This is a genomic window from Mesorhizobium sp. 01N446, assembly GCF_056399285.1.
Window position 1 is genome coordinate 524487 of the sequence record NZ_JBFTRA010000002.1, and the last position, 23308, is coordinate 547794.

Below are 23308 nucleotides of genomic sequence, written 5' to 3' on the forward strand. Positions count from 1 at the left end.
CATCTGTCACAAAGAGGATCATCCATGAAACACCTGCACCGAACCGCCTCGCTCGGCGTCGCGCTGGCCTTGTTCAGCGCCTTGACGCCGGCGCTCGCCGACGGCACCGCGACCGTCCTCGTCAACAAGGGCCTGGTCGGCGTCGGCCGCATCCCGGCCGCACTTCGTGACAAATTCGGCGAGACGTTCGGCTCGGGTTCCGGCATGGCGATCGACACATCGAGCTGGACGCATGAGGCCGGCACCTACAAAGGTTCGCTCTGGCTGCTGCCGGATCGCGGCTACAATGTCGCCGGCACCACCGACTACCGGCCGCGGATCAACACGATCGGCATCGAGTTCACGCCGGCGGCAGCAGGCGCCGCTGGCCAGGAGCAGACCGAGGTCAAGGCGACGCTTACCGACACCATGCTTCTGACCGACGACAAGGGCACTGATGCCACCGGTCTCGATCCGCTGTCGGATGTGCGCGCCGGCGCCGGCGACATGCCGATGCTGCCCGTCGCCACCAATGGCAAGCTCGCCCTCGACAACGAGGCGATCGTGCGGTTACCCGACGGCTCGATGTTCATCTCCGACGAATATGGCCCCAACATCTACCGCTTCTCGGCGCAAGGCCGCCTGCTGTCGGCGACCCAGCCGCCGGCGGCGCTGGTGCCGACGCGCAAGGGCGCGCCGAACTTTTCCTCGGACAATCCCGGCCCAGGTGCCGCCGAGCCCGATCCGAAGGATCCGGAGACCGGCCGCCAGAACAATCAGGGTCTCGAAGGCATGGCGATGACGCCGGACGGCAAGTTCCTGATCGCCGTGCTGCAGTCGGCGACCAGGCAGGATGGCGGCGATTCCGGTTCGACCCGGCAGAACACGCGGGCGCTGGTCTATGACGCTTCCGACCTCGCCCATCTCAAGCTGGCGCATGAATATGTCGTGCCGCTGCCGGTGTTCAAGGATGCCAAGGGCAAGACCAAGGTCGCCGCGCAAAGCGAGATCGTGGCGCTGTCGGACACGTCCTTCCTGATGCTGGCGCGCGACAGCGGCAACGGCCAGGGCGTCAGGGGCGACACATCGCTTCTGCGCCAGATCTTCGTCGTCGACGTTTCGGCGGCAACCGACATCGCCGGCGGCCCCTTCGACGCCGCCGACATGCCGGTCGCGCCCAAGGGCGTGCTCGATCCGTCGGTGACGCCGGCCAGGCTGACGCCGTTCATCGACATCAACGACAATGCGCAGCTCAATCGCTTCGGCCTGCACAATGGCGCGCCGAACGACCACAACAACCTTTCCGAGAAATGGGAAGCAATGTCGCTGGCCAGCGTTCTCGATCCGAAGCTGCCCGACGACTATTTCCTGTTCGTCGCCAATGACAACGACTTCCTCGCCCAGGACGGTTTCCAGGTCGGCGCGCCCTACAAGGCCGATGACGGCGCCAATGTCGACACCATGTTCCTGGTCTATCAGGTGACGCTGCCCGGCCTCGCCAAGAAGTAGTTGCCTTTATCCGGGCGGGCGCGCATGTCGCGTCCGCTCTGCGGTTCGCCGATCAAATGGTGGTCTTTCGGCCACACCTCGCTTTTGAAAATGCGCCTGCCTTGAGGCGACTGTCGTCTCGCGCTCAGATCTCGCGCCACTTCATAGTCTTCTTTACTTGTCGAGATTCCTTCTCATGCGCGCACGCCATGTTGGCAGCGAGAGGCCAACGAGGCCAAACAGCGTAGCCCAGAGGATACTTTGCCAACCGCTATTGATCGAATTTCCGAGATAGATCGACCAAAGTACGATGACCGAAGCGTGCCAGGAGGGTCTCCCGGCCTCGTCAGGCTTCACACGGACATCCGGAAACTCAAACTCGCTCTTCGTGAGGTCACTGATATTGCTTCGCTTATAAGGGTGAACCACGCTACAAGGCGGAAGCGCTCGACGAATTAAGCGCAGTCGGGTCCAAAACTTATAATTCAGCCGGTATATTCGCGAAGAATAGCCAGTTCCGCTTCTCAGAACACGTTCTGCTGTGCGCTCCCCAAGTACCATCAAAGCGTTGGTACGCTTTGCGTTGAAATTCAGAGTCCCCATAAGCATGTTGCCAAGGTCGGTTGGCGGTGAAAAGACGACTAACTTTATTTTGTCGAAGTGGCTAAGAGCAGCGCTGTAGGCCTCAGCGCTGATTTGCGGTGGACCTTCGACAAATATCGCCTGCATCAGAACATTGCGCATGTGATCTTTCAAATCAAACAGGGTGGGGCTAAGCGAAATCAACCATATCTCATCAACATCCTGCCCAAGAATTGGAGTAATCGGAGTGTTATCGGCTACCCCCCCATCGACAAATGTTTTGCCATCGATTGTCATTTCGGGAAGAATTCCTAACGGCAGGGCTGCGCTAGCATATGCAAAAGCCGCTTTTAATTGAGCTGGAGCGCGTTGCAGGTCCGCATAAACTGCCTTAAACACGCCAGGGGTGGAAAGCAGAAAGTGCGGTGACCCCGGACCATACTCTTTCGCGACGGTAACGAATGTAGGTATTTTAATTTCGGCCGAGAGGAATTCTACGATCTTACCAGCGAGCAACTTTCCCTCTAGCAGGGTAGACCTAAGCTCCATTGGTGCGCGAGCGACCACGACAATTGCAGCATTGTAACCTACATATGCCCAAGTGAAACCTTGGACCGGCTGGATGAACCTGAACAGTTCAAGCAGCAACGATCCTGCTCCAACGAGTACTGCTATCTCGCCAACAAAAATTTGCGCTCCAACGATCCGGCTTCTGACTCGTTGATCCCAGCCAACCTTTGGCAGTGTGTTCGTGAAAGCGCAAATTGCAATAATAGGAATCAGGATCAGACTCGCGATGGTGAGCCAAGTAGGCATGCCATACGGCGTAAGAGCCCAACACAGTATACCAACAAGGATAGAAAAGATGAGATCGCGGGCAACTTGGGAGCGACCTTCCGGCTCGACGCCATTTAAGTAAAGGAGAAAGATCTTCCCTACTATGCAAAAGATCTTGAGAACGCGTCGAAAGCACCCGTCTGGAGTTTTACCAAGAAAGAGGCTGTGATCGATTGACCTCCAGAGCGCAATGCCTTCTTCAATTTTTTGGGTCGACCAAATGATAGCGCAAAGGCCCCCCGCCGACGTGCCCGCAACCGCAGAAAATTCAATTCCTTGTCGCTGGAACACGCGCAAACACCCAAGAGCAAACGCCCCCTTCGCGCCGCCACCTTGGATCACAAGGCCACGCTTCGGATTGGATCTGGCTGCCATCGAACCCACTCTCGGTATGGTTCATTGCCAAAGTTGCATACAAACATTGGACGTTGCGAGGACTAGTGCCTCAAACCACGACTCTTGCCTGCGCGAGGGCGCATCTCGATCCTGGCCTGTAGTACTAGACTAGCGCCGAATATTGCAAATTTATTGGCCAGTCGATAGCGCGCCAAATGCGATATCTACTTCAGGAACTCCGCGTCCTTCGGCACGCCGGCATCGATCGGCTCGGCCGTCCTGCTCGACACCGCCATGATCTTGCCGGCGGCCGACAAATTGGGGCGCACGAAGACCTGCGCGGGGCCGCTGACGCGGCCGTAGAGGTCGATGATGTCCTGGTTCATGAACCGCACGCAGCCCGACGATGCGTTCTTGCCGATGGATTCCCACTCCGGCGTGCCGTGCAGCCGGTACATCGTGTCCTTGCCGTCGCGGAACAGATAGAGCGCGCGGGCGCCAAGCGGGCTCTGCGGGCCTGGCGGCATGCCATCCTTGAACTTCGCCAGTTCCGGCCGGCGCTGGATCATTTCCGGCGGCGGCGTCCACACCGGCCATTTCTTCCGCGCCTGGACCACGGCGCTGCCGGTCCAGCCGAAGCCGGCCTTCCCTAAGCTGACGCCATAACGGATGGCCTGGCCGCCGTCGCGCACCAGATAAAGGAAGTGCTCGGAGACATCGACGACGATCGTGCCGGGTTTTTCACCGGTCGGGTCGGCCACGATCTGGCGAACGAACTTCGGATCGAGCTTGGCCACCGGGATTGCCGGCAGCTGAAAGCCCTCGTCGGTGCGCGCCGCGTACATGGTTGCGGTATCGCCGAACGCCGTATCGGGCGGCGGCGCGGCCACCGGCGGCGGCGTCACCACCTCCGTCGTGGTGCAGGCCGAGAGAGCGAAGGAAGCCGCGCCCAAAGCGGATGCACCGAGAAAGGCGCGCCTGTTCAGGCGCTCGGAAAACAGCGGATTATCGGACATGAACCCCCCGGCTATTCGCAAGATCTGATAAGGAATGCGGCCCCCACGCCCCCGGGGATCAATATCCCATTCCGGGAGTTTTGAGAACAAGATTAGATCAAGGCCCGCCAGGAGACCGCCGCCCAAGCTTTTCCGACGCCGCATCGACCTGCCCCGTTGAATCGGCAATGATGGTGGAGCGGATCCAGATCAATTTGCCGAGTCGCCAGCCATGGACGAAAAAATGCCCGCGCGCCGGCGCACCGGCGACCTGACCAGCGGCCCGATTCCGCGCACGCTGCTCATGTTTGCCTTGCCGGTGCTCGGCTCCAACGTGCTGCAGTCGCTCAACGGATCGATCAATGCCGTCTGGGTCGGCCGCTTTCTCGGTGAATCGGCGCTGACCGCCACCTCCAACGCCAACCTCGTCCTGTTCCTCATCCTGGGCACCGTGTTCGGCATCGGCATGGCGGCGACCATCCTGGTGGCACAGTCGGTCGGCGCCCGTGACCTGCCCGAGGCGCGCCGCATCGTCGGCACCAGCGCCACCTTCTTCTTCTTCGTTTCGGTGGTTTTCGCCGTCTGCGGCTGGATCTGGGTCGATGCCATCCTCAACACGCTCGGCACGCCGGCGGACGCCTTGCCGCTGGCGCGTTCCTATCTGCGCATCATCTTCGTCGCCGTGCCGATGATGAACCTTCTGTCCTTCGTCATGACCGTGCTGCGCGGTGCGGGCGATTCACGCACGCCCTTCATCTTCATGGCGCTGGCGGTCGTTCTCGACATCGTGCTCAACCCGCTGCTGATCCGCGGTATCGGCCCCTTCCCCGAACTCGGTATCGCCGGCTCCGCCACCTCGACACTGATCGGCCAGACGGTGAGCGTCATCGCCATCCTTGTCGTGCTCTACGCGCGCAAGCACCCGCTGCGGCTGGCCGGCCCCAATCTCGCGCTGCTGCGGCCCGACCCCGCTTTGCTGCGCATCGTCGTCTTCAAGGGCGTGCCGATGGGCCTGCAGATGATCGTCATCTCGGCGGCCGCCCTGACGGTGATGGGCATCGTCAATTCCTACGGTTCGCAGGTCGCCGCCGCCTACGGCATCGCCGCGCAGCTGTGGACCTATATCCAGATGCCGGCGCTGGCCATCGGTGCCGCGGTCTCCTCCATGGCGGCGCAGAATGTCGGCGCCGGCCGCTGGGACCGGATCGGCCGCGTCGCCGCCTCCGGCGTCGGCTTCAACCTCGTGCTGACCGGAGCCCTGGTCGCGCTGCTGTGGCTCTTCGACCGCCCGATCCTCGGCCTGTTCCTGAGCAACGACAGCGCGGCGATCGACATCGCCGCCCACATCAACACGGCAGCGTCGTGGTCGTTCATCCTGTTCGGCGTCACCATCGTGCTGTTCGCCACCGTGCGCGCCACCGGCGCGGTGATGCCGCCGCTGATCATCCTGGTGATTTCGGTGCTCATCGTGCGCACCGGCTTTGCCTATTTCATGCGCGGCGTGATCGGCGAGGAAGCGTTGTGGTGGAGTTTCCCGGCCGGCTCGATCACCTCGCTTGTGCTGGCCGCGGCCTATTACCGGTTCGGCGGCTGGCGCACATTCCATATGATCGAGAACAGGCCGGCCGCCGGCGAGCCGCCGGACACCGGACTTGGCGTGCCGCGCGGCCGCGCCAACATGGCGCCGGAGACGCCGAACGGCTGAATGATTTGGCTTCGCGAGCCGCCTGGACAAGGTGCGGACCATCCACCGTTCGCCCAGCCATATGGCGGGTAGCCGCACATCCAGTCATCGCGTAGATTTTACCAGACAATCGGGGGGCTCCATGGGCAAAGGCAGGGTCGAGGCATTCACCGACGGCGTGGTGGCCATCATCATCACCATCATGGTGCTGGAGCTGAAAGTGCCGGAGGGTGAGGATTTCTCGGCCCTGGTGCCGCAACTGCCGGTCTTCCTGTGCTACGTGCTCTCATTCATCAATGTCGGCATCTACTGGAACAATCTGCACAACATGTTCCACACTGTGCAGCGCGTCGACGGCGGGGTCTTGTGGGCAAACCTGCATCTGTTGTTCTGGTTGTCCTTGATGCCGGTGACGACCGCCTTCATGGGCGAGAACCATTTCGCCACGGTTCCGGTCGCGGTCTACGGTTTCGATCTGGTGCTGTGCGCCATCGCCTATACGATTCTGGCCGCCGCGCTGCATCGCCTGCATGGACAAGACACCGCCTTCGCCAAGGCAATCGGCAGTGACCGCAAGGGGAGGCTTTCGCTTGCCGTCTATATCGTGGCCATTGCGCTGACCTTCCTCAACCGGTGGATCGGTGTGGGGCTCTATGTCGCCGTGGCCCTGGTGTGGCTTGTGCCGGATACGCGTTTTTCGCGCGTTCTCGAGAAATAACTCTAAAAGCAGGCTCTATTTGCGCATCGCCTTCAGCTTTTCGGCAACCGATGCGGCAAGGTCGGCATAGCGTTCCTCCAGCCTTTCGGCTGCCTTGATGATAGAGAAGTCATGGCCGAATTTCTCCAGCGCCATGCGCAGCTTCTCGACGAATTCGGCCTGTTTTTCCAGCGCGGAAAACAGTGTTTTCACCTGGGCTTCGCTGATATCGGGATTGGCCAGCATCTGCGGCACCTCGCGCCCCATCTGGTCGCCGGTGGCGGTCTGCTCTTTCAGAATTGCGATCCAGTCCGTCAATCGAAAGTCTCCATTTGTGAGGCAGCATGCGCAGTCGCGGCCCGGCTGGTCAACCCGAAGTCGCACTGACGGAGGCTTGCGCAAGTCCGTTCCGGCGCTAAGTTCGGCGCCATCGAGAAAAGGATGCTGTTGCCCATGATCACCGACGCCGAAATCCAGACCGCCCTGCCCGCGCTTGGCAAAGGCAACACCGCTGTCATCACCGGCGCCGCCAGCGGCATCGGTCTGGCAGCCGCCAGGCGGCTTGCGCTGATGGGCATGAAGATCGTTCTCGCCGACATCGGCGGCGCGCGCCTTGACGATGCCTCCCGCGCCGTCTCGGCCATTGCCGGCGACGATGCCGTGCTTGCCGTTGCATCGGACGTTTCGAAGGCCGATGAGGTCGACCGTCTCGCCGACCGGGCCTTCGGCGCCTTCGGCGAGGTCTCGCTGCTGATGAACAATGCCGGCATCGGCGACAATCCGGGAAAACCCTGGGAGAACCGCGATGGCTGGAAACGGCTGCTCGACATCAATTTCTGGGGTGTCGTGCATGGTGTCGAGGCCTTCGCGCCGCGCATGCTGGCATCGGCCAAGCCTGGCCTGATCGTCAACACCGGTTCCAAGCAAGGCATCACCACGCCGCCGGGCAACCTCGCCTACAACGTCTCCAAGGCCGGCGTGAAGACATTCACCGAGGGCCTGGCGCATGCGCTGCGCAACGAACCGGGCGACCGCCTGTCGGCGCATCTGCTCATTCCCGGCTTCACCTATACCGGCCTTACCGAGGGGGCGACGGAAAAGCCGGCCGGCGCCTGGACCGGCGAACAGGTCATTGATTTCATGCTGGAATCCCTGGTCAGGGGCGACTTCTACATCCTGTGCCCGGACAATGACGTGGCGCGGCCGCTGGACGAGAAGCGCATGGCCTGGGCCATCGGCGACATCATTGAAAACCGCCCTGCCTTGTCGCGCTGGCACCCCGACCACAAGGATGCGTTCACAGCCTTCATCAAGGGCTGATCGGCAAGCCCTCAAGCCGCGTGCTTTTTCGGAGATCGCTTTTGCGCCACGGCCTTCTTTGCGGCCATGGCGGCGATCTTCTCGTCATGCCGCCGCGCCGCCCGCTCGCACTTGTCGCGGATTTCCTCGACCTCGGATTCCGTCAGGTGCTCGATGCCGATGAAATGGTTATGGCCCGCGCTCACCCGGATCAGCTCATCGAGTTTGGCCTGGATGGCCGCGCCATCGCGGTTCTGGGTGTTCTGGATCAGGAACACCATCAGGAAGGTGATGATGGTCGTGCCGGTGTTGATCACCAATTGCCAGGTGTCCGAGAAGCCGAAGAACGGCCCGCTCACCGCCCAGACGACGACGATCAGACAACAGACGGCAAAGGTCAGAGGCAGGCCGGTTACATGGGCGACCCAGTTGGCGATCCTGGTGAAAAGCTTTTCCATCTGTCGAGACCCTCAATAAACGCCGCGATGAGAAACAACCGGCGGCCGTCTCGGGTTCCCACCGACAGCAAATACATCAGGGTGCAATTGAATACACGCAAAGCGCGCATACGGCGAAAAACACACCTTATCGGTTCAATGCCATAGTAACCGTGCAGGCAAGAGAGCCTGTTCCTTCCGCTTCACAGCGGTTTACCTCCAGCCCCTTCCGCTGCGCCACCCCCGCATGGCGGAAGGGGTTTCAGTCCGGAGAGCGCGGAGCATGGTTTCCCCAAAGCGCCGTCTGGCACATGCACAGACCGCTCTCGGAGGAGCCTAACCGGCGTCGTTTTCCCAACGATCGAGGAAGGCTTCGATCGGCATGGACTGGATGTCGGGAACCGCCCTGGCGAGTTTCTCGACCGGCCAGTCCCACCAGGCGAGCGCTTCGATCCGCGCCGCTATGTCGGGAGCAAAGCGCGGCCGCAGCGGCTTTGCCGGCACGCCGGCGAGGATCGTGTAGGACGGCACATCCTGCGTCACCACCGCATTGGCGCCGATGACCGCGCCATTGCCGATCGTGATGCCCGGCATGATCACCGCGCCGTGGCCGATCCAGACGTCATGCCCGATGGTCACGGCCTTCGCCTGCCGCCGCTCGCGGAAAGCGGCATCGACACCCAGCCAGCGGAAATATTCATTCGGCCGATAGCTGACCTTGTGCTGGGTCAGCCGCTCGATCGGATGTTCCAGCGCGTTGATGCGGCTGTTGGCGGCGATCGAGCAGAATTTGCCGATGCTCGTGTAGATGGCTTCCGAATGGCGCTCGAAATAGGAGAAGTCGCCGACATTCACCTCGCGGAGCACAACCCGCTCGCCGATCGAAGCGTAGCGGCCAAGCTTGCACGCCTTCAGCTCCGCGGTCGGGTGGATGCGCGGCTCGGGATCTTTCAGGACGAGGTTTTCGGTGCGGTCCATGCCGGCGGCTTTACGTCAGACCAATTGCTCCTGCAAGGCAGGAGCAATTGTCGTGGGCCAATCAGCACAAAAGACGCCCATCCGCCTATTTCGGCTTGCCCTTGCTCCACACCACGTTCTGGCCGTAGAGCGGCACTGTGGTGACCGACATCTTGGCCGAGCCGTTCTGCACCTGACGCGAATGCGAGAGATAGATCAGCGTCTCGTTGGTCTTGTCGTAGATGCGGTTCACCACCTGTTTCTTCCAGATCAGGCTGATGCCTTGCTTGAACACCTCCTCACCGCCCTCGCTCATATCGATGTCGCCGATGGTGATCGGTCCGGTCTGACGGCAGGAGATCGACGAATCCGAGGGATCCTCGAACCAGTTGCCCTTGTGCAGGCGATCGATGATGCTTCGGTCGAAATAGGAGACATGGCAGGTCACGCCATCCACCTTCGGGTCCTTGATCGCTTCGACGATGATGTCGTTGCCGACCCAGTCGACGCCGACCTTGCCGACTTCCTCGGCGATGGCGCAGCCGGCGCCAAGCACGACGCACGCGGCCAAGGCGCCACCGATCAGTTTTCGCCCAATCCGTTCGCGTCCAATCACTTCGAACAAAGGAGCCTCCTGCGGTTCGAGTTGCCGGTATCAGGTGGGACGCGTGGTGCGGCTTTGCAAGCACGAGCATCGACACCACAGCAGTTGCGGCATCGCGGCACTTTGCTTGCGCAAGGCCAAACCGCTAAGACTGTCGCACCGGCGCGGCATTGAGCCGGCGCGATGATTTCTGCAGACGGACTTTTCTGATGATGCGTTCTATCCTGGTCGGCATTCTCGTCCTGATGGCGGCCGGCATCGGCTGGCTGACCTTCGACTGGTATCGCGGCCATTATGGCGGCGAACCGTTCGGCGCGCCCTTCACCCTGGTCGACCAGAAAGGCGCGCCGATCACCGAAGCCGCCTTCCGGGGGCAGCCCAGCGTCGTCTTTTTCGGCTTCACCCACTGCCCCGAGGTCTGCCCGACGACGCTGTTTGAGCTGTCCGGCTGGCTGAAGACGCTTGGCGACGAGGGCAAGAGCCTGCATGCCTATTTCGTCTCGGTCGACCCGGAGCGTGACACGCCGGCGGTGATGAACGCCTATGTCAGCAATTTCTCCGACCGCATCATCGGTATCACCGGCGACCCGGACAAGGTCCACGCCATGGCCAAGTCGTTCGGCATCTACTGGAAGAAGGTCGACACGGGCGACGGCGACTACACGATGGACCACACCGCCTCGGTGCTGCTGCTCAACTCCAGGGGCGACTTTGCCGGCACGATCGCCTATGGCGAAAGCGCCGGCACCGCCGTGGAGAAGCTGAAGCGGCTCGCGGCCAAGAACTGATACAGATCAGATGACCCAGACGCGGCTCCATTTCACCACCGGCAAGATCGAGGCCGAGCGCATCTTCGCGGCGCTTGAGCTGGCCTTCGAGGATGAAGGCCTGCCGATCGCCGTGCTCGAGGTCGACGAAGACCAGGACATCCACGAGGTGTCGCTCTATGCCGACGGCGATGTCGACGCGGTCGAGGCGCGGGTGAAGGACATTCTCGCCGGCCTTGCGCTGTCGAAGCCGGTTGAGCGCGAGGTGCTGCCCGACATCGACTGGGTGGCGCGTTCGCTGGAGGGTCTCAAGCCGGTGCGCGCCGGCCGTTTCTTCGTCCACGGCGCGCATGACCGCAGGAAGCGCCACAGCGGCGAACTCGCCATCGAGATCGAGGCCGGCCTTGCCTTCGGCACCGGCCATCACGGCACCACATCAGGCTGCCTGGAAATGCTGGAGAAAGTGGTGCGGCGCGAGCACCCGCGCAACGCGCTCGACCTTGGCACCGGCAGCGCCGTGCTGGCGATCGCGGTCGCCAAGCTGGCGCATATTCCGGTGTTGGCCACCGACATCGACCCGGTGGCGGTGAAGGTCGCCGCCGCCAATGCCCGGCTCAATCACGTCAAGGCGCTTATCGAAACGGTGACCGCGCCGGGCTTTCACCACCCGATCTTCGGCAGACGCGCCCCTTTCGATCTGATCGTCGCCAACATATTGGCGCGGCCCCTGATGCGGCTCGCGCCACAAATGGCCGGGCATATCGCGCTCGGCGGCTCGATCGTCCTGTCAGGCATCCTCGAGCGCCAGCGCGACGCCGTCATATCGGCCTATGTCGGCCAGAATTTCCGCCACGTGCGCACCTTGCACCGCGAAGGCTGGGTGACGATCCACCTCAAGCACTGAAAACGGCAAGGCGATTGCCGCTCTTTGCTCGGCATTGGCTAGGGCGTGCTGAGATTCTGGTCAGGCCGAGCCGAAAACGGTGGCTTTCGAGAACCGGAGCGGAGCGTACTTTTCGTACGTGACTCAGTTCTACTGCGACGCAGTAGAACGGGGAAGCGCAGGAAGCCATCGTTTGCCTCACCTGAATATCAGCACGCCCTAGAACTTGATGCCCAGATTGGCCTTGAACCCATTGTCGAAGGCATCCGCCCCGAACTGTCCGGCATAGGACAGGCCAAGCGTGGCGTTGCGCGCCAGCTRCACGTCGAAGCCGGCTTCGACCAGCATCGCATCCCTGGCGATCGGCGCACCGGCAATGGTGAAGCAGTCGCCGCCGGCAAAGGCGACGCTCGACAGCGGCGTCACGTCACCGAAGGCATGGCGCCAGCCGAGCATGCCGCGCGCGGTCGCCGCCACGCCGCCAAGGGTGATGTCGGTGGAGGCCCTGACACCGAGCGTGGTGAAGGTCGCGTCCGATGTCGAGCTGCCGCTGGTCAGCGCCGCGGCGCCGCCGCGTTCCGCGAAGCCGTCCGTGTGCAGGTTCACATAAGCGAGATTGGCGAAGGGCTCGAAGGCGAACGGCCCGGCATCGGTCTTGTAGGCCAATTCGCCGAAGGCCTGCGCGGTCGCGGCGTCGTACTCGGCCGACAGGCTGTCGGTAAAACCCTGGAAAGCGACGGAGCGCGATGTCGAGATCCGGTGCCAAGTGTAGGCGGCGCCGGTCCGGAAGGCGATGGCGCCCCAATTGGTCCCGCCATAGAGGCCGAGGTGATAATTGTCGCTGTCGCCTGACGAGTTCCTGTCGTCGGCGTCGAAGCTCGTGCGGCTGTAGCCGCCGACCACACCGATCCGCCAGGCGCCGGCCAGGCCGTCGGCGCCGACCAGCAGGCCGCCCGTCGACCGGTCGAAGGCAGCGGCATTGCCGTCGCTGTCGGTGCCGCCCCAGGAACCAAAACCCTGCGACCAGATGGCGAAGCGGTCCGTGTCGGCAGCCATCGGCTGAATGCCGTCCTCGCCATAGGCCATGACCGGCAGCGAGGCGGTCTTGCCGCTGTCGCCGAAGGCACCACGCAAGCGCGCCGTCACCGCATCCTGCAGCAAGCGGCTGTCTTGCAGGAGCATGCCCTTGGCCGAGGCATGGATTTCGCCCGAAAGCTGGTCGAAAGCTGCCTGAGCCGCCGCGTCGCTCGGCAAGGCAAGCACCGCGCTGACCAGGGCGCTGCTGCCCGCGCTCTCAAGCCCGTCAGCAGTGGCGATCTGGTTCGGCGTCACACCGGCCGCGGCGAAGGTCTGTGTCTGGGTGACATCGACATAGGCATGCGTCGCATCGGACGTGGTGCTCAGCCTGACGAAGGCGGAAACCTGCGGATCTCCGACCAGGGTAAAGGTTCCGCTGACGCTGGCGGCTTCGAGCACCGTGTAGCGGGTGCCCGCCACCAGGTCACCCAGCCCGATATTGCTCACCGTCAAGCCGGCGCCGCTGTCGATTGTCGCCGCGCCGGACGCGTGGATCAGGTCGGAAAGGCCAGTTGAATTGAGTTCCACCGCATAGGTCGAACCGGCCCGGAATTGGGCGGAGTAGTCGACGCTCAAAGTGCCGATCGCGTTTTTGCCGGGCGCGACCGTGCCGAAAGTATCGAGCACGCCAACCGTGCCGCCGCCGCCGAGCGTGGCGCCGCTATCGACCGTAATCCCCGCATCGCCAAGCGAGCCGGAGACCAGCAAGGTGCCGGCCTTCACCTCGACCCCGCCCGACAGCGGGCTCGAACCCGACAGTTCGAAAGTTCCCGTGCCGTCCTTGATCAGCCCGTTGGTACCGGTGATGACGCCCGAAAACACCGTCGAGCGGTTGTTGCCTCCGGTCGTCAACCTGCCTGACCCGGCATTAACCGCTCCCGCGCCGGCCAGCGAACCGATCGCCTGGTCGAAATTGTTAAGATCAAGCGTTGCACCGCTTTCGATCGTATAGGCGCTGTTTGCGCTGAAAATGTTGGTGATCAGGCCCGCCTTCAGTGTGCCTTGGGCGACGTTGGTGGCCGTGGCATAGGTGTTGTTGCCAGCAAAGCCGTCCACCGTCAGCGTTCCGGCGCCTGTCTTGGTGAATGTCCCGCTCGGCGTGCTGTCATCTCCCATGCTGGCGGAGGTGCTGACGTCAAAACCGTTTGTGTCGATGGTGCCGCCGGCGGCGCCGAACAGGATCGAAACATTGGGAAGGGTGAGGTTCGCACCCGCCTGCAGCGTGCCGCCGTTGAACGTGATCGGCCCCACGCCCAAGGCATAGTCGGCCGTGACCCGGATCGTTCCCTCCTCGATCCGGGCGCCTGAGCCGAAACTGTTGTTGTTGGTGAGCACGAGCGTGCCGGCACCGGTCTTGACGATCGCGGATGGATCGCTGAGGTCCGAAATCTGGCCGGCATAGGTTCCGGTTGCTCCGGATCCGACGTTGATCGTCTGGCTGAGATCGATAGTCAGGTCGTTGCTGATCGTGACGCCGTTCTGGATATCGATCACCGTTCCGCTGAAGGCGGAAAGCACGCCGGTTCCCAGCGCGTTGTCGTTACCGAGGCTAAGCGTGCCGCCATAGAGATTGGTGCCGCCGGTGTAGGTGTTTGCGCCATTCAAGGTAAGCAAGCCATCACCGCTTTTGGTGAGGCCTGCACCTGAGATCGTTCCATCCGCTGTAAAATGAGCCCCGGCGGCAACCGTGAAAACGGTGTCGGAGATGAGATTGAAACTGCCGCCTGCGTCCAGGTCGGGAATGAAATTGTTCGTCTGCACGTTGACCGCGGCCTGCCCAGAGGCCTGGAAATTCAAAACACCGTTTGAAAACCGGTAACCGCCGGAGGTGCTCGTCGCATTCAAGTTCAGCGTGCCGACCGTATAGGGTCCGCCAGTCAGGAAAACGGTATAGCCGAGCCCCTGGTCCGGCGCATCATGGTTGAAGTTCGCGACCGCATCGACGCCGTTGGGAATCGTTTCGGGAGTCCAGTTCGCAGCTATGCCCCAATCGCCGCTGTTGTGAATGAAATCCTCGGCCGAGGCGGCACCGGAGTTGATCGGCGTTACAGCGGCCGCAATCAGCCCGGCTATCAGCAGAGCCGGAAGCGACGTGGACGACAGAAGCGAGCCCGCAAGCCGCGCATTCACCTCGCCATCGCCTTTGGCACGCACTGTAGAAACGGAATGTCTCATGAAAATCCCCCGACCAGCCATCCCTTGGCTGAATCGACCCTTGAAGCCCATGGCGACGCTACGAAAACCGCCGCCGACAGACAAGCGAATGTAGGCCGTAAAAATTACCGGACCCAAGCAACACGGTGCCCAGACAAGAAATCAGAGCAAATCCGTTGCGAATTTGCATCAATCAATAGTTGGCCACACCAGATGCCGGACTGCGAACAAGCACGGTTTTTGCCGGCTGACTGGCTCAGCATACACATCTTCAACCTCGATCCTGCGCGCACATCGCCAGCATCATGGTTTCCAACAGCGTGGCAAAACCGGTTCCCCGACACCAATCTTGACCGGAAGGTCCTGCGGTCAAGACAAGAAAACCCGAGACAGATAGCTTGCCGCATGAAGTGACGCACGTTCAAAACGCGGTTGTTGCTGACTTTTTCTGGTTACAATTCCCGGCTGACGGCGGGCAGCGCAGCAATGCCGGGTCGCGGCCGGGAGGCAACGACAACCCGGCCTTGGTGCAGCGGCTGGACCAGCCACATTTGGTTGTCAGCCAGCCAGCGCTGTAGCAGGTTGCGCCAGCTGGAAATCGATTCCGCTTTCCAGGTCCATAGGTTACGGTCACGCCGATGTCAGGAGGCCCATCATGTTCCAGACCTTCGATTCCGCCGGCGACCCCTCGGTCGGCAAGCCGCGCGTGGCGTTGCTGCGCCAGTGGCTGGCAGCGAACGGCCTCGACGGCTTTATCGTTCCGCGCGCGGACGAGCATCAGGGCGAATATGTCGCCGATCGTTCGGCACGGCTGAAATGGCTGACGGGCTTCAGCGGCTCGGCCGGCGTCGCCATCGTGCTGCGCGGCCGCGCCTTCATCTTCGTCGACGGGCGCTATACGCTGCAGGTGCGCAGCGAGGTCGATCTCGACATTTTTTCGGTCGAAAGCCTGGTCGACAACCCGCCCGCCGTCTGGCTCAAGGACAATATCGGCAAGGGCGCGCGGCTGGGCTTCGATCCATGGCTGCACACAATCAGCGAGGTCAAGGCGCTGCAGGCCTCGGCCGACAAGACCGGCGCCGTGCTGGTGCCGCTCGAGAACAACCCGATCGACATCATCTGGAAGGACCAGCCCGCCGCACCTGTGACGCCGGTCGAGCTGCACCCGATCGGCTTTGCCGGAGAGCTCGCCAAGGACAAGCTGGCGCGGCTGGCGACGGCGATTGGCAAGGACGGCGCCACGCATGCGGTGTTGACCGATCCCTCCTCCATCGCCTGGGCCTTCAACATCCGTGGCGGTGACGTGCCACACACGCCGCTGGCCCTTGGCTTCGCCATCCTCGCCGCCGACGGATCGCACCAGCTGTTCATGGACAAGCGCAAATTCTCGCGCCAGGTCGCGGCCTATCTCACCCAGCTCGCCGATTTGCACGAGCCCGGCGAATTCGAAGCGGCGATCGCAACCCTTGCCAAGGGCGGTGCGAAAATCGCGCTGGACCCGGTGCTGGCGGCCGACCGGCTGCGCATGCTGGTCGAGGACAATGGCGGCACGGTGGTTGCGGCGCCAGACCCGGCGCGCATCCCGCGCGCCACCAAGAACCAGGCCGAGATCAACGGCTCGCGCGCCGCGCATCGCCGCGACGGCGCGGCGGTGGCCAAGCTCTTGTGCTGGCTGGAGCGGCAGAAACCCGGCTCGCTCGACGAGATCGCGGTGGTGACCAGACTGGAGGAAAGCCGCCGGCAGACCGGCGAGGAAACGCAGATGCCGCTGCGCGACGTGTCCTTCGACACCATTTCCGGCGCCGGCCCGAACGGCGCCATCATGCACTACCGCGTGTCGCGCGCCACCAGCCGGAAGCTGCAGGCGGGCGAGCTGTTCCTGCTCGATTCCGGCGCGCAGTACCAGGACGGCACCACAGACATCACCCGCACCGTGCCGATCGGCCAGCCGACCGAGGAAATGCGCGAACGCTTCACGCTGGTGCTGAAAGGCATGATCGGCATTTCCACGCTGCGCTTCCCCGCAGGCACGCGCGGCTCCGAGATCGACGCCGTCGCCCGCATGGCGTTGTGGAAGCATGGCTGCGACTTCGCCCACGGCACCGGCCATGGCGTCGGCTCGTACCTGGCCGTGCATGAAGGCCCGCAGCGCATTGCACGCACCGGCACCGAAAAGCTGCTCGAAGGCATGATGCTGTCCAACGAGCCCGGCTATTACAAGGAAGGCGCCTACGGCATCCGCATCGAGAACCTGATCCTGGTGACGCCGGCCGAACAGATCGACGGCGGCGACGTTGCCATGCACGGCTTCGAGACGCTGACGCTGGCGCCGATCGACATCAGGCTGGTGCGGTCAGACCTGTTGACGCGCGAGGAGTTGCATTGGCTCGACGCCTACCATGCCCGCGTGCTGGCCGAGATCGGACCGATGCTCGACGGCGAAACGCTGGCCTGGCTGGAAAAGGCGACAGCGCCGCTGCCGCACGACGCGAAGATTTGAGATGAGCTTCTTTCTCCCCGTTCTACGGGGAGAAATGCCCGGCAGGGCAATGAGGGGCGGCGCTTGCGTTCAAAGCAATCGCGACGGCGGAGCTCTCATCCCACAAACTGCCGCGCCAGGATCAGCACCGCCGCGCCGGCCAAAAACATCGACATCAGCCCGCCGCGCAGCGAGACCGCGGCGGTGACGACCAGTGCGGCCCACTCTGCAGGTCCGGCATTCAGCAGTTCCGGCGCCACCAGCGTCGTCAGCACCGCCGCCGGCACGGCGTTGAGGCCGGCCTCGACGCGCGGATGGATATTGTCGAAGCGCGAGATGACCAGATGTCCGCCGATGCGCGTGAGATAGGTGACCACCGCGCCGGCGATGATGATCCAGAAAGTCGTGCTCATGGCCTTGTCTCCACGCCGCTATGGTGCGGTGGCAGGATGACGGCGAGCAGCACGCCCGCAATGGCGCCGATCGAGACATGCCAGGGCGAGCCGACCGTCTTGTAGGCGATGATCGAGGCGCAGGCACTGGCGACCACCACCGGCAGCCACAGCGGCCGCTTGCGGAAGCCCATCACCAGGCCGAGGAAATAGATCGGCAGCAGGAAATCGATGCCCAGCGCATGCGTGTCGGGGATGAGCTTGCCGAACACCGCACCCAGCGCGCTTTCGATCACCCAGAACACATAGACAGGCAGGCCAAGCCCCAGATACCAGGCAAAGCCGACCGTCTGGCCGGACGCCGCCCTCGCCTCGGCCACGGCGAATTGCGGATCGGTGAGGATGAAATAGCCTAGCGCCTGTTGGACAACCGGCCAATGCGTGATGCGCCGGCCGATGCCTGCGGAGTAGAGCACATGGCGGAAATTGACCGCGAAGATCGACAGCACGATCAGCCACGGCGCGACATGCTGGCCGAACAGCTGGATGCCGACCATCTGGCTGGCGCCGCCATAGATCAGCGCGCTCATCAGGAAGGCTTCGAAGACCGAAAACCCATTCTCGACGGCAAGCGCCCCGAACAGCACCGCGAACGGCGCCGCCGCCACGACGACAGGCATGGAGAGCCGCACGCCTTGCCAGAAGTCGCTTCTGCCGCCGCTCTCGGAAATCACGTCCGTTGCCATCGATCGCTCCAGGGTCAAGATGGTCGATGTAGGTGGTGCCGCCCGCCTTGTCACACGAATTCAATTGAGCCAAACGATCAGCGGAAATGATCGTCGCCGGGTCCGAGACGGACCTTAGTCCTTCGCGATTCTGCCCTCGATCGCCCTGCCCCAATCGAGCAGTGGCTTGGCGCGCATGGTGAAGTCGACGAGTTCCTCGACCAGTTCCGGCCCGTGGATGCCAGCCGGATCGATCACGTGGCGGACGGCAAAATGCCGGCTGCGGATCGCAGCGACAAGATCTTTGTCGGTGACGTGCTCGAAGCCCCGTGGCGTGCGTTTCATGGCGTCCTCGGCGCTGAGCTCGAGGCCGTTCTTCTGCAACGCCTTCACCATGGCGCGAAACCTGTCGGGCCACGTCTCGATGGCGCGCCGCATCGCCAGCAGCAACGAGGCTTCCGGCTGCCACCATGCGACCCCGGCAAAGCATCCCTCCAGCCCGATATGGATGTAGAACACGCCCTGCACGGCCTTGCTGCCGTCAGGCGACAGGATAGCCGAGACATGCCGGTTGTAGGGCCGTTTGTCCTTGGCGAAGCGGACGTCGCGATTGATGCGGAACAGCGACTTCTTGCGGTCGCCGCGCAAGCCGAGCCCGGCCTCGGCAAAACGCTGCGTCAGCGTGTCGACGAGATCGCCCAGGGGATCGCGCAGTTCCTGCTCGAACAGGTCGCGGTTTTCCAGAAACCACTCCCGGCTCTGGTGGAAATCCAGCGCCTTCAGGAATGGGATGGCCTTTGGGCCGAAGCCTTTGAACGCCGTCACGCCTTGCCGACCCGTTGCAGCCAGGTGTCCTCGTCGATGACCTCGACGCCGAGTTCGCTGGCAAGCTTGAGCTTGGAGCCGGCGCCGGGTCCGGCCACCAGCAAATCGGTCTTGGCCGAAACCGAGCCGGCCACCTTGGCGCCGAGGCGTTCTGCCATCGCCTTGGCTTCCGAGCGCGTCATCTTCTCCAGCGTGCCGGTGAAGACGATGGTCTTGCCGGCAACCTCGCTGTCGGCCGAGACGGTGACGATATAGGGCTTGGGCTTGACCTGTTCGAGCAGCTTGTCGAGCACGTCGTCATTGCGCTCATTGCCGAAGAAGTCGCGCAGCGCGTCGATCACCGTGTCGCCGATGCCGTTGACCGATGGGAAGACGGTGTGCGGATCTTCCGCCGCCGCCGTTTCCTTGCCGACGCGGATCAGCTCCTCGATGGTAGAAAAGGTCTTGGCGAGCACCGCGGCCGTCGTTTCGCCGATATGGCGGATGCCGAGCGCGAAGATGAAGCGGTCGAGTTCCGGCTCGCGGCGCGAGTCGATGGCGGCGAACAGCTTGTCGAGGCCTTCATAATTGCGGTCCTCGACGCTGCGTACATTCTTGCGCGTCTTGCCGGACGCCGCCTCGCGCTGCCTGGCCTGTTCCTCGCGCCGCTCGGCCAGCGCCTTGGTGACGGCTGGGCGGCGGTCCCTGAGCGTAAAAATGTCGGCGGCCGTCTTGATCAGCCCGGCATTGAAGAAGGTGTCGATGTTTTCGGCGCCCAGCCCCTCTATATCCATGGCGCCGCGCGACACGAAATGGCGAAGCCCCTCCACGGCCTGGGCTGGGCAGATCAGCTCACCGGTGCAGCGCCGGCGGGAATCCTCCTTGCCGGTCTTCTCGTTGATCTCGCGCGTCGCCGGCGAGCCGCAGACCGGGCAGGTGTGCGGGAATTCGTAAGGCACGGCATGGGCCGGGCGCTTGTCGATGACGACGCTGACGATCTGCGGAATGACGTCGCCTGCCCGCTGGATCACAACCGTGTCGCCGATGCGCACGTCGATGCCGTCACGGATCGGCAGGCCGTTGCTGTCGAAGCCCTTGATGTAATCCTCATTGTGCAGCGTGACGTTCTCGACAACGACGCCGCCGACGGTGACGGGCGCAAGCCGCGCTACCGGCGCCAGCGTGCCGGTGCGGCCGACCTGGATGTCGATCTTCTGCACGGTCGTCATTGCCTGCTCGGCCGGGAACTTATGGGCAACCGCCCAGCGCGGCTCGCCGGTGACGAACCCCCAGCGGCGCTGCAGCTCCAGCTGGTCGACCTTGTAAACCACACCATCGATGTCATAGCCGAGCGAGGAGCGCCGCTCCTCGATCAGATGGTAATGCGCGACCAGTTCCTCGACCGACTTCGCCCGCACCATCAAAGGGCTGATCTTGAACCCCCAATCGGCGAATTTTTGCACCGATTCGTACTGCGTCGGCGCCGGATCCGCGGTCGTGAAGCCCCAGGCATAGGCGAAGAATTTGAGGTTGCGGCTGGCGGTGACGGAGGCATCCTTCTGGCGCAACGATCCCGCCGCCGTGTTGCGCGGATTGACGTAATCCTGGCCGCCGGCCGCCGCCGAGCGTGCCTTCAGCGCCTCGAACTCCGCATAGGTCATGTAGACCTCGCCGCGTATCTCGATCGTTTCCGGCCAGCCCGAGCCTTTCAACCTCGCGGGAATATCGGCGATGGTCCTGAGATTGGCGGTGATGTCCTCGCCGACGGCGCCGTCGCCCCGCGTCGCGCCCTGCACGAACACGCCGTTCTCGTAGCGCAGCGACGCCGACAGGCCGTCGATCTTTGGTTCGGCGGTGAAGGCGATGTCGAGGTCCTTGTCGCGGTCGAAGAAGCGCCGCCCGCGCTCGATGAAATCGGTGACGTCCTCGTCCGTATAGGCCTTGGCGAGGCTGAGCATCGGAACGGCATGGCGCACCTTGGCGAAGCCCTCAGCCGGCGGCGAACCGACCCTGCGCGATGGCGAATCCTCGCGCACCAGATCGGGAAAACGCTCCTCAATGGCAAGGTTGCGCCGCGTCAGCGCATCATAGGCGGCGTCCGAGATTATCGGCGCATCCTCAGCATGGTAGCGCCGATCGTGCTCGGCGATCTGCTCCGCCAGACGCTTCAACTCGGCTTCAGCCTCGCTTTCGCTGAGCGAATCGACAGGTTTTTCAGCCATGCTTTTCTCCCCCGAACGGTGGCGCGTCACAATAGATCAGGATTTTGGGAAAATCATTCCTGATCAGCAGGATGGAGCCATATCCTGACTCGCTCCCGTATCCTAAATCGGCCATGACGCCGGATAGTCTCATGCCGCGTTTGTGTTTTCGCGCAGCAGCCGCTCGGCGGCGGCGCGCGCCTCGTCGGTGATCGTGGCGCCGGCCAGCATGCGGGCGATCTCTTCCTGCCGCGCGCTCCTGTCCATCTCGGCAATGCCGGTCGCCACACGGTCGGTGCTACCCGATTTGGAGATCAGGAAATGCGTCGCCGCCCGCGCCGCCACTTGCGGCGCATGGGTGACCGACAGCACCTGCACGCGCTTCGACAGCCGCGCCAGCCTTTGGCCGATGGCATCCGCCACGGCGCCACCCACGCCTGTGTCGATTTCGTCGAAGACCAGCGTCGGCGCCGAGCCGCGGTCAGCCAGCGCCACTTTCAGCGCCAAAAGGAAGCGCGACAGCTCGCCGCCGGACGCCACCTTCATCATCGGCCCGGGCCGCGTGCCGGGATTGGTGCGCACCCAGAACTCGATCTGGTCGATGCCCTCTTCCATGCGGCTCTCGGCCTCGCTCTTCATCTCGACGATGAAGGCGGCGCGTTCGAGTTTCAGCGCCGGCAATTCGGCCATGACGGCCTTGGTCAGGCCGACCGCAGCCGCGTGGCGAAGCGAGGAAAGCTGGGCTGCGGCGATGTCATAGGCCTCGCGTGCCGCCGCGGCCTGCTTTTCCAGCCCGTGCAGGCGTTCCTCGCCGGCGTCGAGATCGGCGAGATCGGCAACCATCGTGTCGCGCAGCTGGGCCAGATCATCGACGGCCACGCTGTGCTTGCGTGACGCCGCGCGCAGCGAAAACAGCCGTTCTTCCGCCTTCTCCAGCCGCTGTGGGTCATACTCCGTTGCGCGAAGGGCCGCCTCGACACCGGATTGCGCCGCATCGAGCGACAGCATGGCTTCGTCCAGCGACTTGACCACGTCCTCGAGCAGGCCGGGCGCCTCCGTCGCCTTGCGCTGCAACCGTCTCAGCAGACTGGCGAGCTGCGGCAAGGGCGAGGATGGGCCGGACAGCACATCCTGGGCGTCATGGATTTCGGACGCAATCTTCTCGGCACGCATCATATGCGCGCGCAGTTCGGCAAGTTCCGTTTCCTCGCCGGGCTGCGGATCGAGCTTGGTGAGTTCCGCAACCGCGGCGCGCAGATAGTCGGCCTCGCGCGCGGCGGCCGCCACCTTGGCGCGGTGGCGGGTAAGCTCCTGCTCACCGGCGCGCCAGTGCCGCCAGGCCTCCCCGGTCGAGCGAACCGCGCCGAGATGGCCGCCGAAAGCATCGAGCACGTCGCGATGGGCGCCGGGATCGACCAGGGCGCGCTCGTCGTGCTGGCCGTGGATCTCGACCAGCGCGCGCCCGACATCGCGCATCAGGGTCACGCTGGAGGGCTGGTCGTTGACGAAGACGCGGGTGCGGCCGTCCGCCGTCTGCACGCGGCGCAGGATGATGTCGCCATCGTCCTCGATGGCGTTTTCGACAAGCAGCGCCCGCACCGGATGGTTGCGCGGCACGTCGAACACGGCAATGACCTGGCCCTGTGCCGCGCCATGGCGCACCAGAGAGGCGTCGCCGCGCGCGCCGAGCGCCAGCGACAGGGCATCGAGCAGAATGGATTTGCCGGCGCCGGTTTCACCCGTCAGCACGGAAAGGCCCGGCTGGAAGTCGATATCCAGCTTCTCGATCAGGACGATATCGCGGATCGACAGTCTGGAAAGCATCAGAACCCGGACCTAGAGCGGCAGGCGACCAGTTGGAATCGCAGTGCCGCACTATCTTTTTGTTTGAGCATCGGATCAATCCGAAAAAGCGGTGCGCGCGCTTCGGT

The 23308-nt window shown here is 63.3% G+C and carries 19 protein-coding genes; 7 read left to right on the plus strand and 12 right to left on the minus strand.

Annotated elements, in window-relative coordinates:
* The first annotated feature begins 24 nt into the window (after nt 1–24).
* Nucleotides 25–1488, plus strand: coding sequence for an esterase-like activity of phytase family protein (locus tag AC1DPX_RS10890; protein ID WP_477236488.1), 1464 nt, complete (start codon nt 25–27; stop codon nt 1486–1488).
* A 153-nt stretch (nt 1489–1641) separates the two neighbouring features.
* Here AC1DPX_RS10890 and AC1DPX_RS10895 read toward each other — a convergent pair whose 3' ends face one another.
* Complete coding sequence (locus tag AC1DPX_RS10895) at nt 1642–3261, minus strand: patatin-like phospholipase family protein (RefSeq protein WP_202359078.1); 1620 nt, start codon at nt 3259–3261, stop codon at nt 1642–1644.
* A gap of 185 nt (nt 3262–3446) precedes the next feature.
* Nucleotides 3447–4238 (minus strand): L,D-transpeptidase, encoded by a 792-nt coding sequence (locus AC1DPX_RS10900; protein WP_477236490.1) that lies wholly within the window; start codon nt 4236–4238, stop codon nt 3447–3449.
* A gap of 223 nt (nt 4239–4461) precedes the next feature.
* Between AC1DPX_RS10900 and AC1DPX_RS10905 the strand changes: the two genes are divergently transcribed.
* On the plus strand, nt 4462–5922 hold the full coding sequence (locus AC1DPX_RS10905) for an MATE family efflux transporter (protein ID WP_477236492.1): 1461 nt from the start codon (nt 4462–4464) through the stop codon (nt 5920–5922).
* A 121-nt stretch (nt 5923–6043) separates the two neighbouring features.
* A complete protein-coding gene (locus tag AC1DPX_RS10910) occupies nt 6044–6619 on the plus strand; it encodes a TMEM175 family protein (RefSeq protein ID WP_202359075.1) in 576 nt (191 codons plus the stop codon).
* 15 nt (nt 6620–6634) lie between these two features.
* On the opposite strand, the gene AC1DPX_RS10915 is transcribed toward AC1DPX_RS10910, so the two are convergent.
* Nucleotides 6635–6916, minus strand: a complete 282-nt coding sequence (locus AC1DPX_RS10915) for a hypothetical protein (protein ID WP_095773965.1) — start codon at nt 6914–6916, stop codon at nt 6635–6637.
* Nucleotides 6917–7051: 135 nt separating this feature from the next.
* On the opposite strand from AC1DPX_RS10915, the gene AC1DPX_RS10920 reads away from it, so the two are divergent.
* Nucleotides 7052–7918: an SDR family NAD(P)-dependent oxidoreductase gene (locus tag AC1DPX_RS10920; RefSeq protein WP_202359386.1), complete on the plus strand. Its 867-nt coding sequence runs from the start codon at nt 7052–7054 to the stop codon at nt 7916–7918.
* A gap of 11 nt (nt 7919–7929) precedes the next feature.
* Here the strand turns inward: AC1DPX_RS10920 and AC1DPX_RS10925 are convergent, their stop codons facing one another.
* The 3 genes from AC1DPX_RS10925 to AC1DPX_RS10935 all read right to left on the minus strand — a co-directional run bounded on the left by AC1DPX_RS10925 (nt 7930) and on the right by AC1DPX_RS10935 (nt 9916).
* Nucleotides 7930–8355, minus strand: a complete 426-nt coding sequence (locus tag AC1DPX_RS10925; RefSeq protein WP_202359074.1) for a low affinity iron permease family protein — start codon at nt 8353–8355, stop codon at nt 7930–7932.
* Nucleotides 8356–8670: 315 nt separating this feature from the next.
* Nucleotides 8671–9312 carry a transferase hexapeptide repeat family protein gene (locus tag AC1DPX_RS10930; protein WP_477236494.1) on the minus strand — a complete coding sequence of 214 codons (642 nt, stop codon included), beginning with the start codon at nt 9310–9312 and terminating at the stop codon, nt 8671–8673.
* Between the two features lie 85 nt (nt 9313–9397).
* On the minus strand, nt 9398–9916 hold the full coding sequence (locus AC1DPX_RS10935; RefSeq protein ID WP_477236496.1) for a CreA family protein: 519 nt from the start codon (nt 9914–9916) through the stop codon (nt 9398–9400).
* Nucleotides 9917–10104: 188 nt separating this feature from the next.
* Here AC1DPX_RS10935 and AC1DPX_RS10940 point away from each other — a divergent pair, with 188 nt between their 5' ends.
* Together AC1DPX_RS10940 and AC1DPX_RS10945 are read left to right on the plus strand one after the other, a co-directional pair.
* Entirely contained in the window at nt 10105–10683 is a 579-nt protein-coding gene (locus tag AC1DPX_RS10940) for an SCO family protein (RefSeq protein WP_477236498.1), read from the plus strand.
* A 10-nt stretch (nt 10684–10693) separates the two neighbouring features.
* On the plus strand, nt 10694–11566 hold the full coding sequence (locus AC1DPX_RS10945; RefSeq protein WP_477236500.1) for a 50S ribosomal protein L11 methyltransferase: 873 nt from the start codon (nt 10694–10696) through the stop codon (nt 11564–11566).
* A gap of 198 nt (nt 11567–11764) precedes the next feature.
* On the opposite strand, the gene AC1DPX_RS10950 is transcribed toward AC1DPX_RS10945, so the two are convergent.
* Entirely contained in the window at nt 11765–14797 is a 3033-nt protein-coding gene (locus tag AC1DPX_RS10950; RefSeq protein ID WP_477236502.1) for an autotransporter outer membrane beta-barrel domain-containing protein, read from the minus strand.
* Between the two features lie 634 nt (nt 14798–15431).
* On the opposite strand from AC1DPX_RS10950, the gene AC1DPX_RS10955 reads away from it, so the two are divergent.
* The gene (locus AC1DPX_RS10955) at nt 15432–17276 is read left to right on the plus strand and encodes an aminopeptidase P family protein (protein ID WP_477236504.1); all 1845 of its coding nucleotides are present in this window, start codon (nt 15432–15434) and stop codon (nt 17274–17276) included.
* Nucleotides 17277–17371: 95 nt separating this feature from the next.
* Here AC1DPX_RS10955 and AC1DPX_RS10960 read toward each other — a convergent pair whose 3' ends face one another.
* The 5 genes from AC1DPX_RS10960 to recN all read right to left on the minus strand — a co-directional run bounded on the left by AC1DPX_RS10960 (nt 17372) and on the right by recN (nt 23201).
* The gene (locus AC1DPX_RS10960) at nt 17372–17668 is read right to left on the minus strand and encodes an AzlD family protein (RefSeq protein WP_202359067.1); all 297 of its coding nucleotides are present in this window, start codon (nt 17666–17668) and stop codon (nt 17372–17374) included.
* A complete protein-coding gene (locus tag AC1DPX_RS10965) occupies nt 17665–18393 on the minus strand; it encodes an AzlC family ABC transporter permease (RefSeq protein ID WP_202359066.1) in 729 nt (242 codons plus the stop codon). Before AC1DPX_RS10965 ends, AC1DPX_RS10960 begins: the two co-directional genes overlap by 4 nt.
* A 114-nt stretch (nt 18394–18507) precedes the next feature.
* Nucleotides 18508–19197 (minus strand): DUF2461 domain-containing protein, encoded by a 690-nt coding sequence (locus AC1DPX_RS10970; RefSeq protein WP_477236506.1) that lies wholly within the window; start codon nt 19195–19197, stop codon nt 18508–18510.
* Nucleotides 19194–21398: an NAD-dependent DNA ligase LigA gene (ligA, locus tag AC1DPX_RS10975; RefSeq protein ID WP_477236508.1), complete on the minus strand. Its 2205-nt coding sequence runs from the start codon at nt 21396–21398 to the stop codon at nt 19194–19196. The genes AC1DPX_RS10970 and ligA overlap by 4 nt, the downstream gene beginning before the upstream one ends.
* Before the next feature lie 129 nt (nt 21399–21527).
* A complete protein-coding gene (gene recN / locus AC1DPX_RS10980; protein ID WP_477236510.1) occupies nt 21528–23201 on the minus strand; it encodes a DNA repair protein RecN in 1674 nt (557 codons plus the stop codon).
* Nucleotides 23202–23308: the final 107 nt, after the last annotated feature.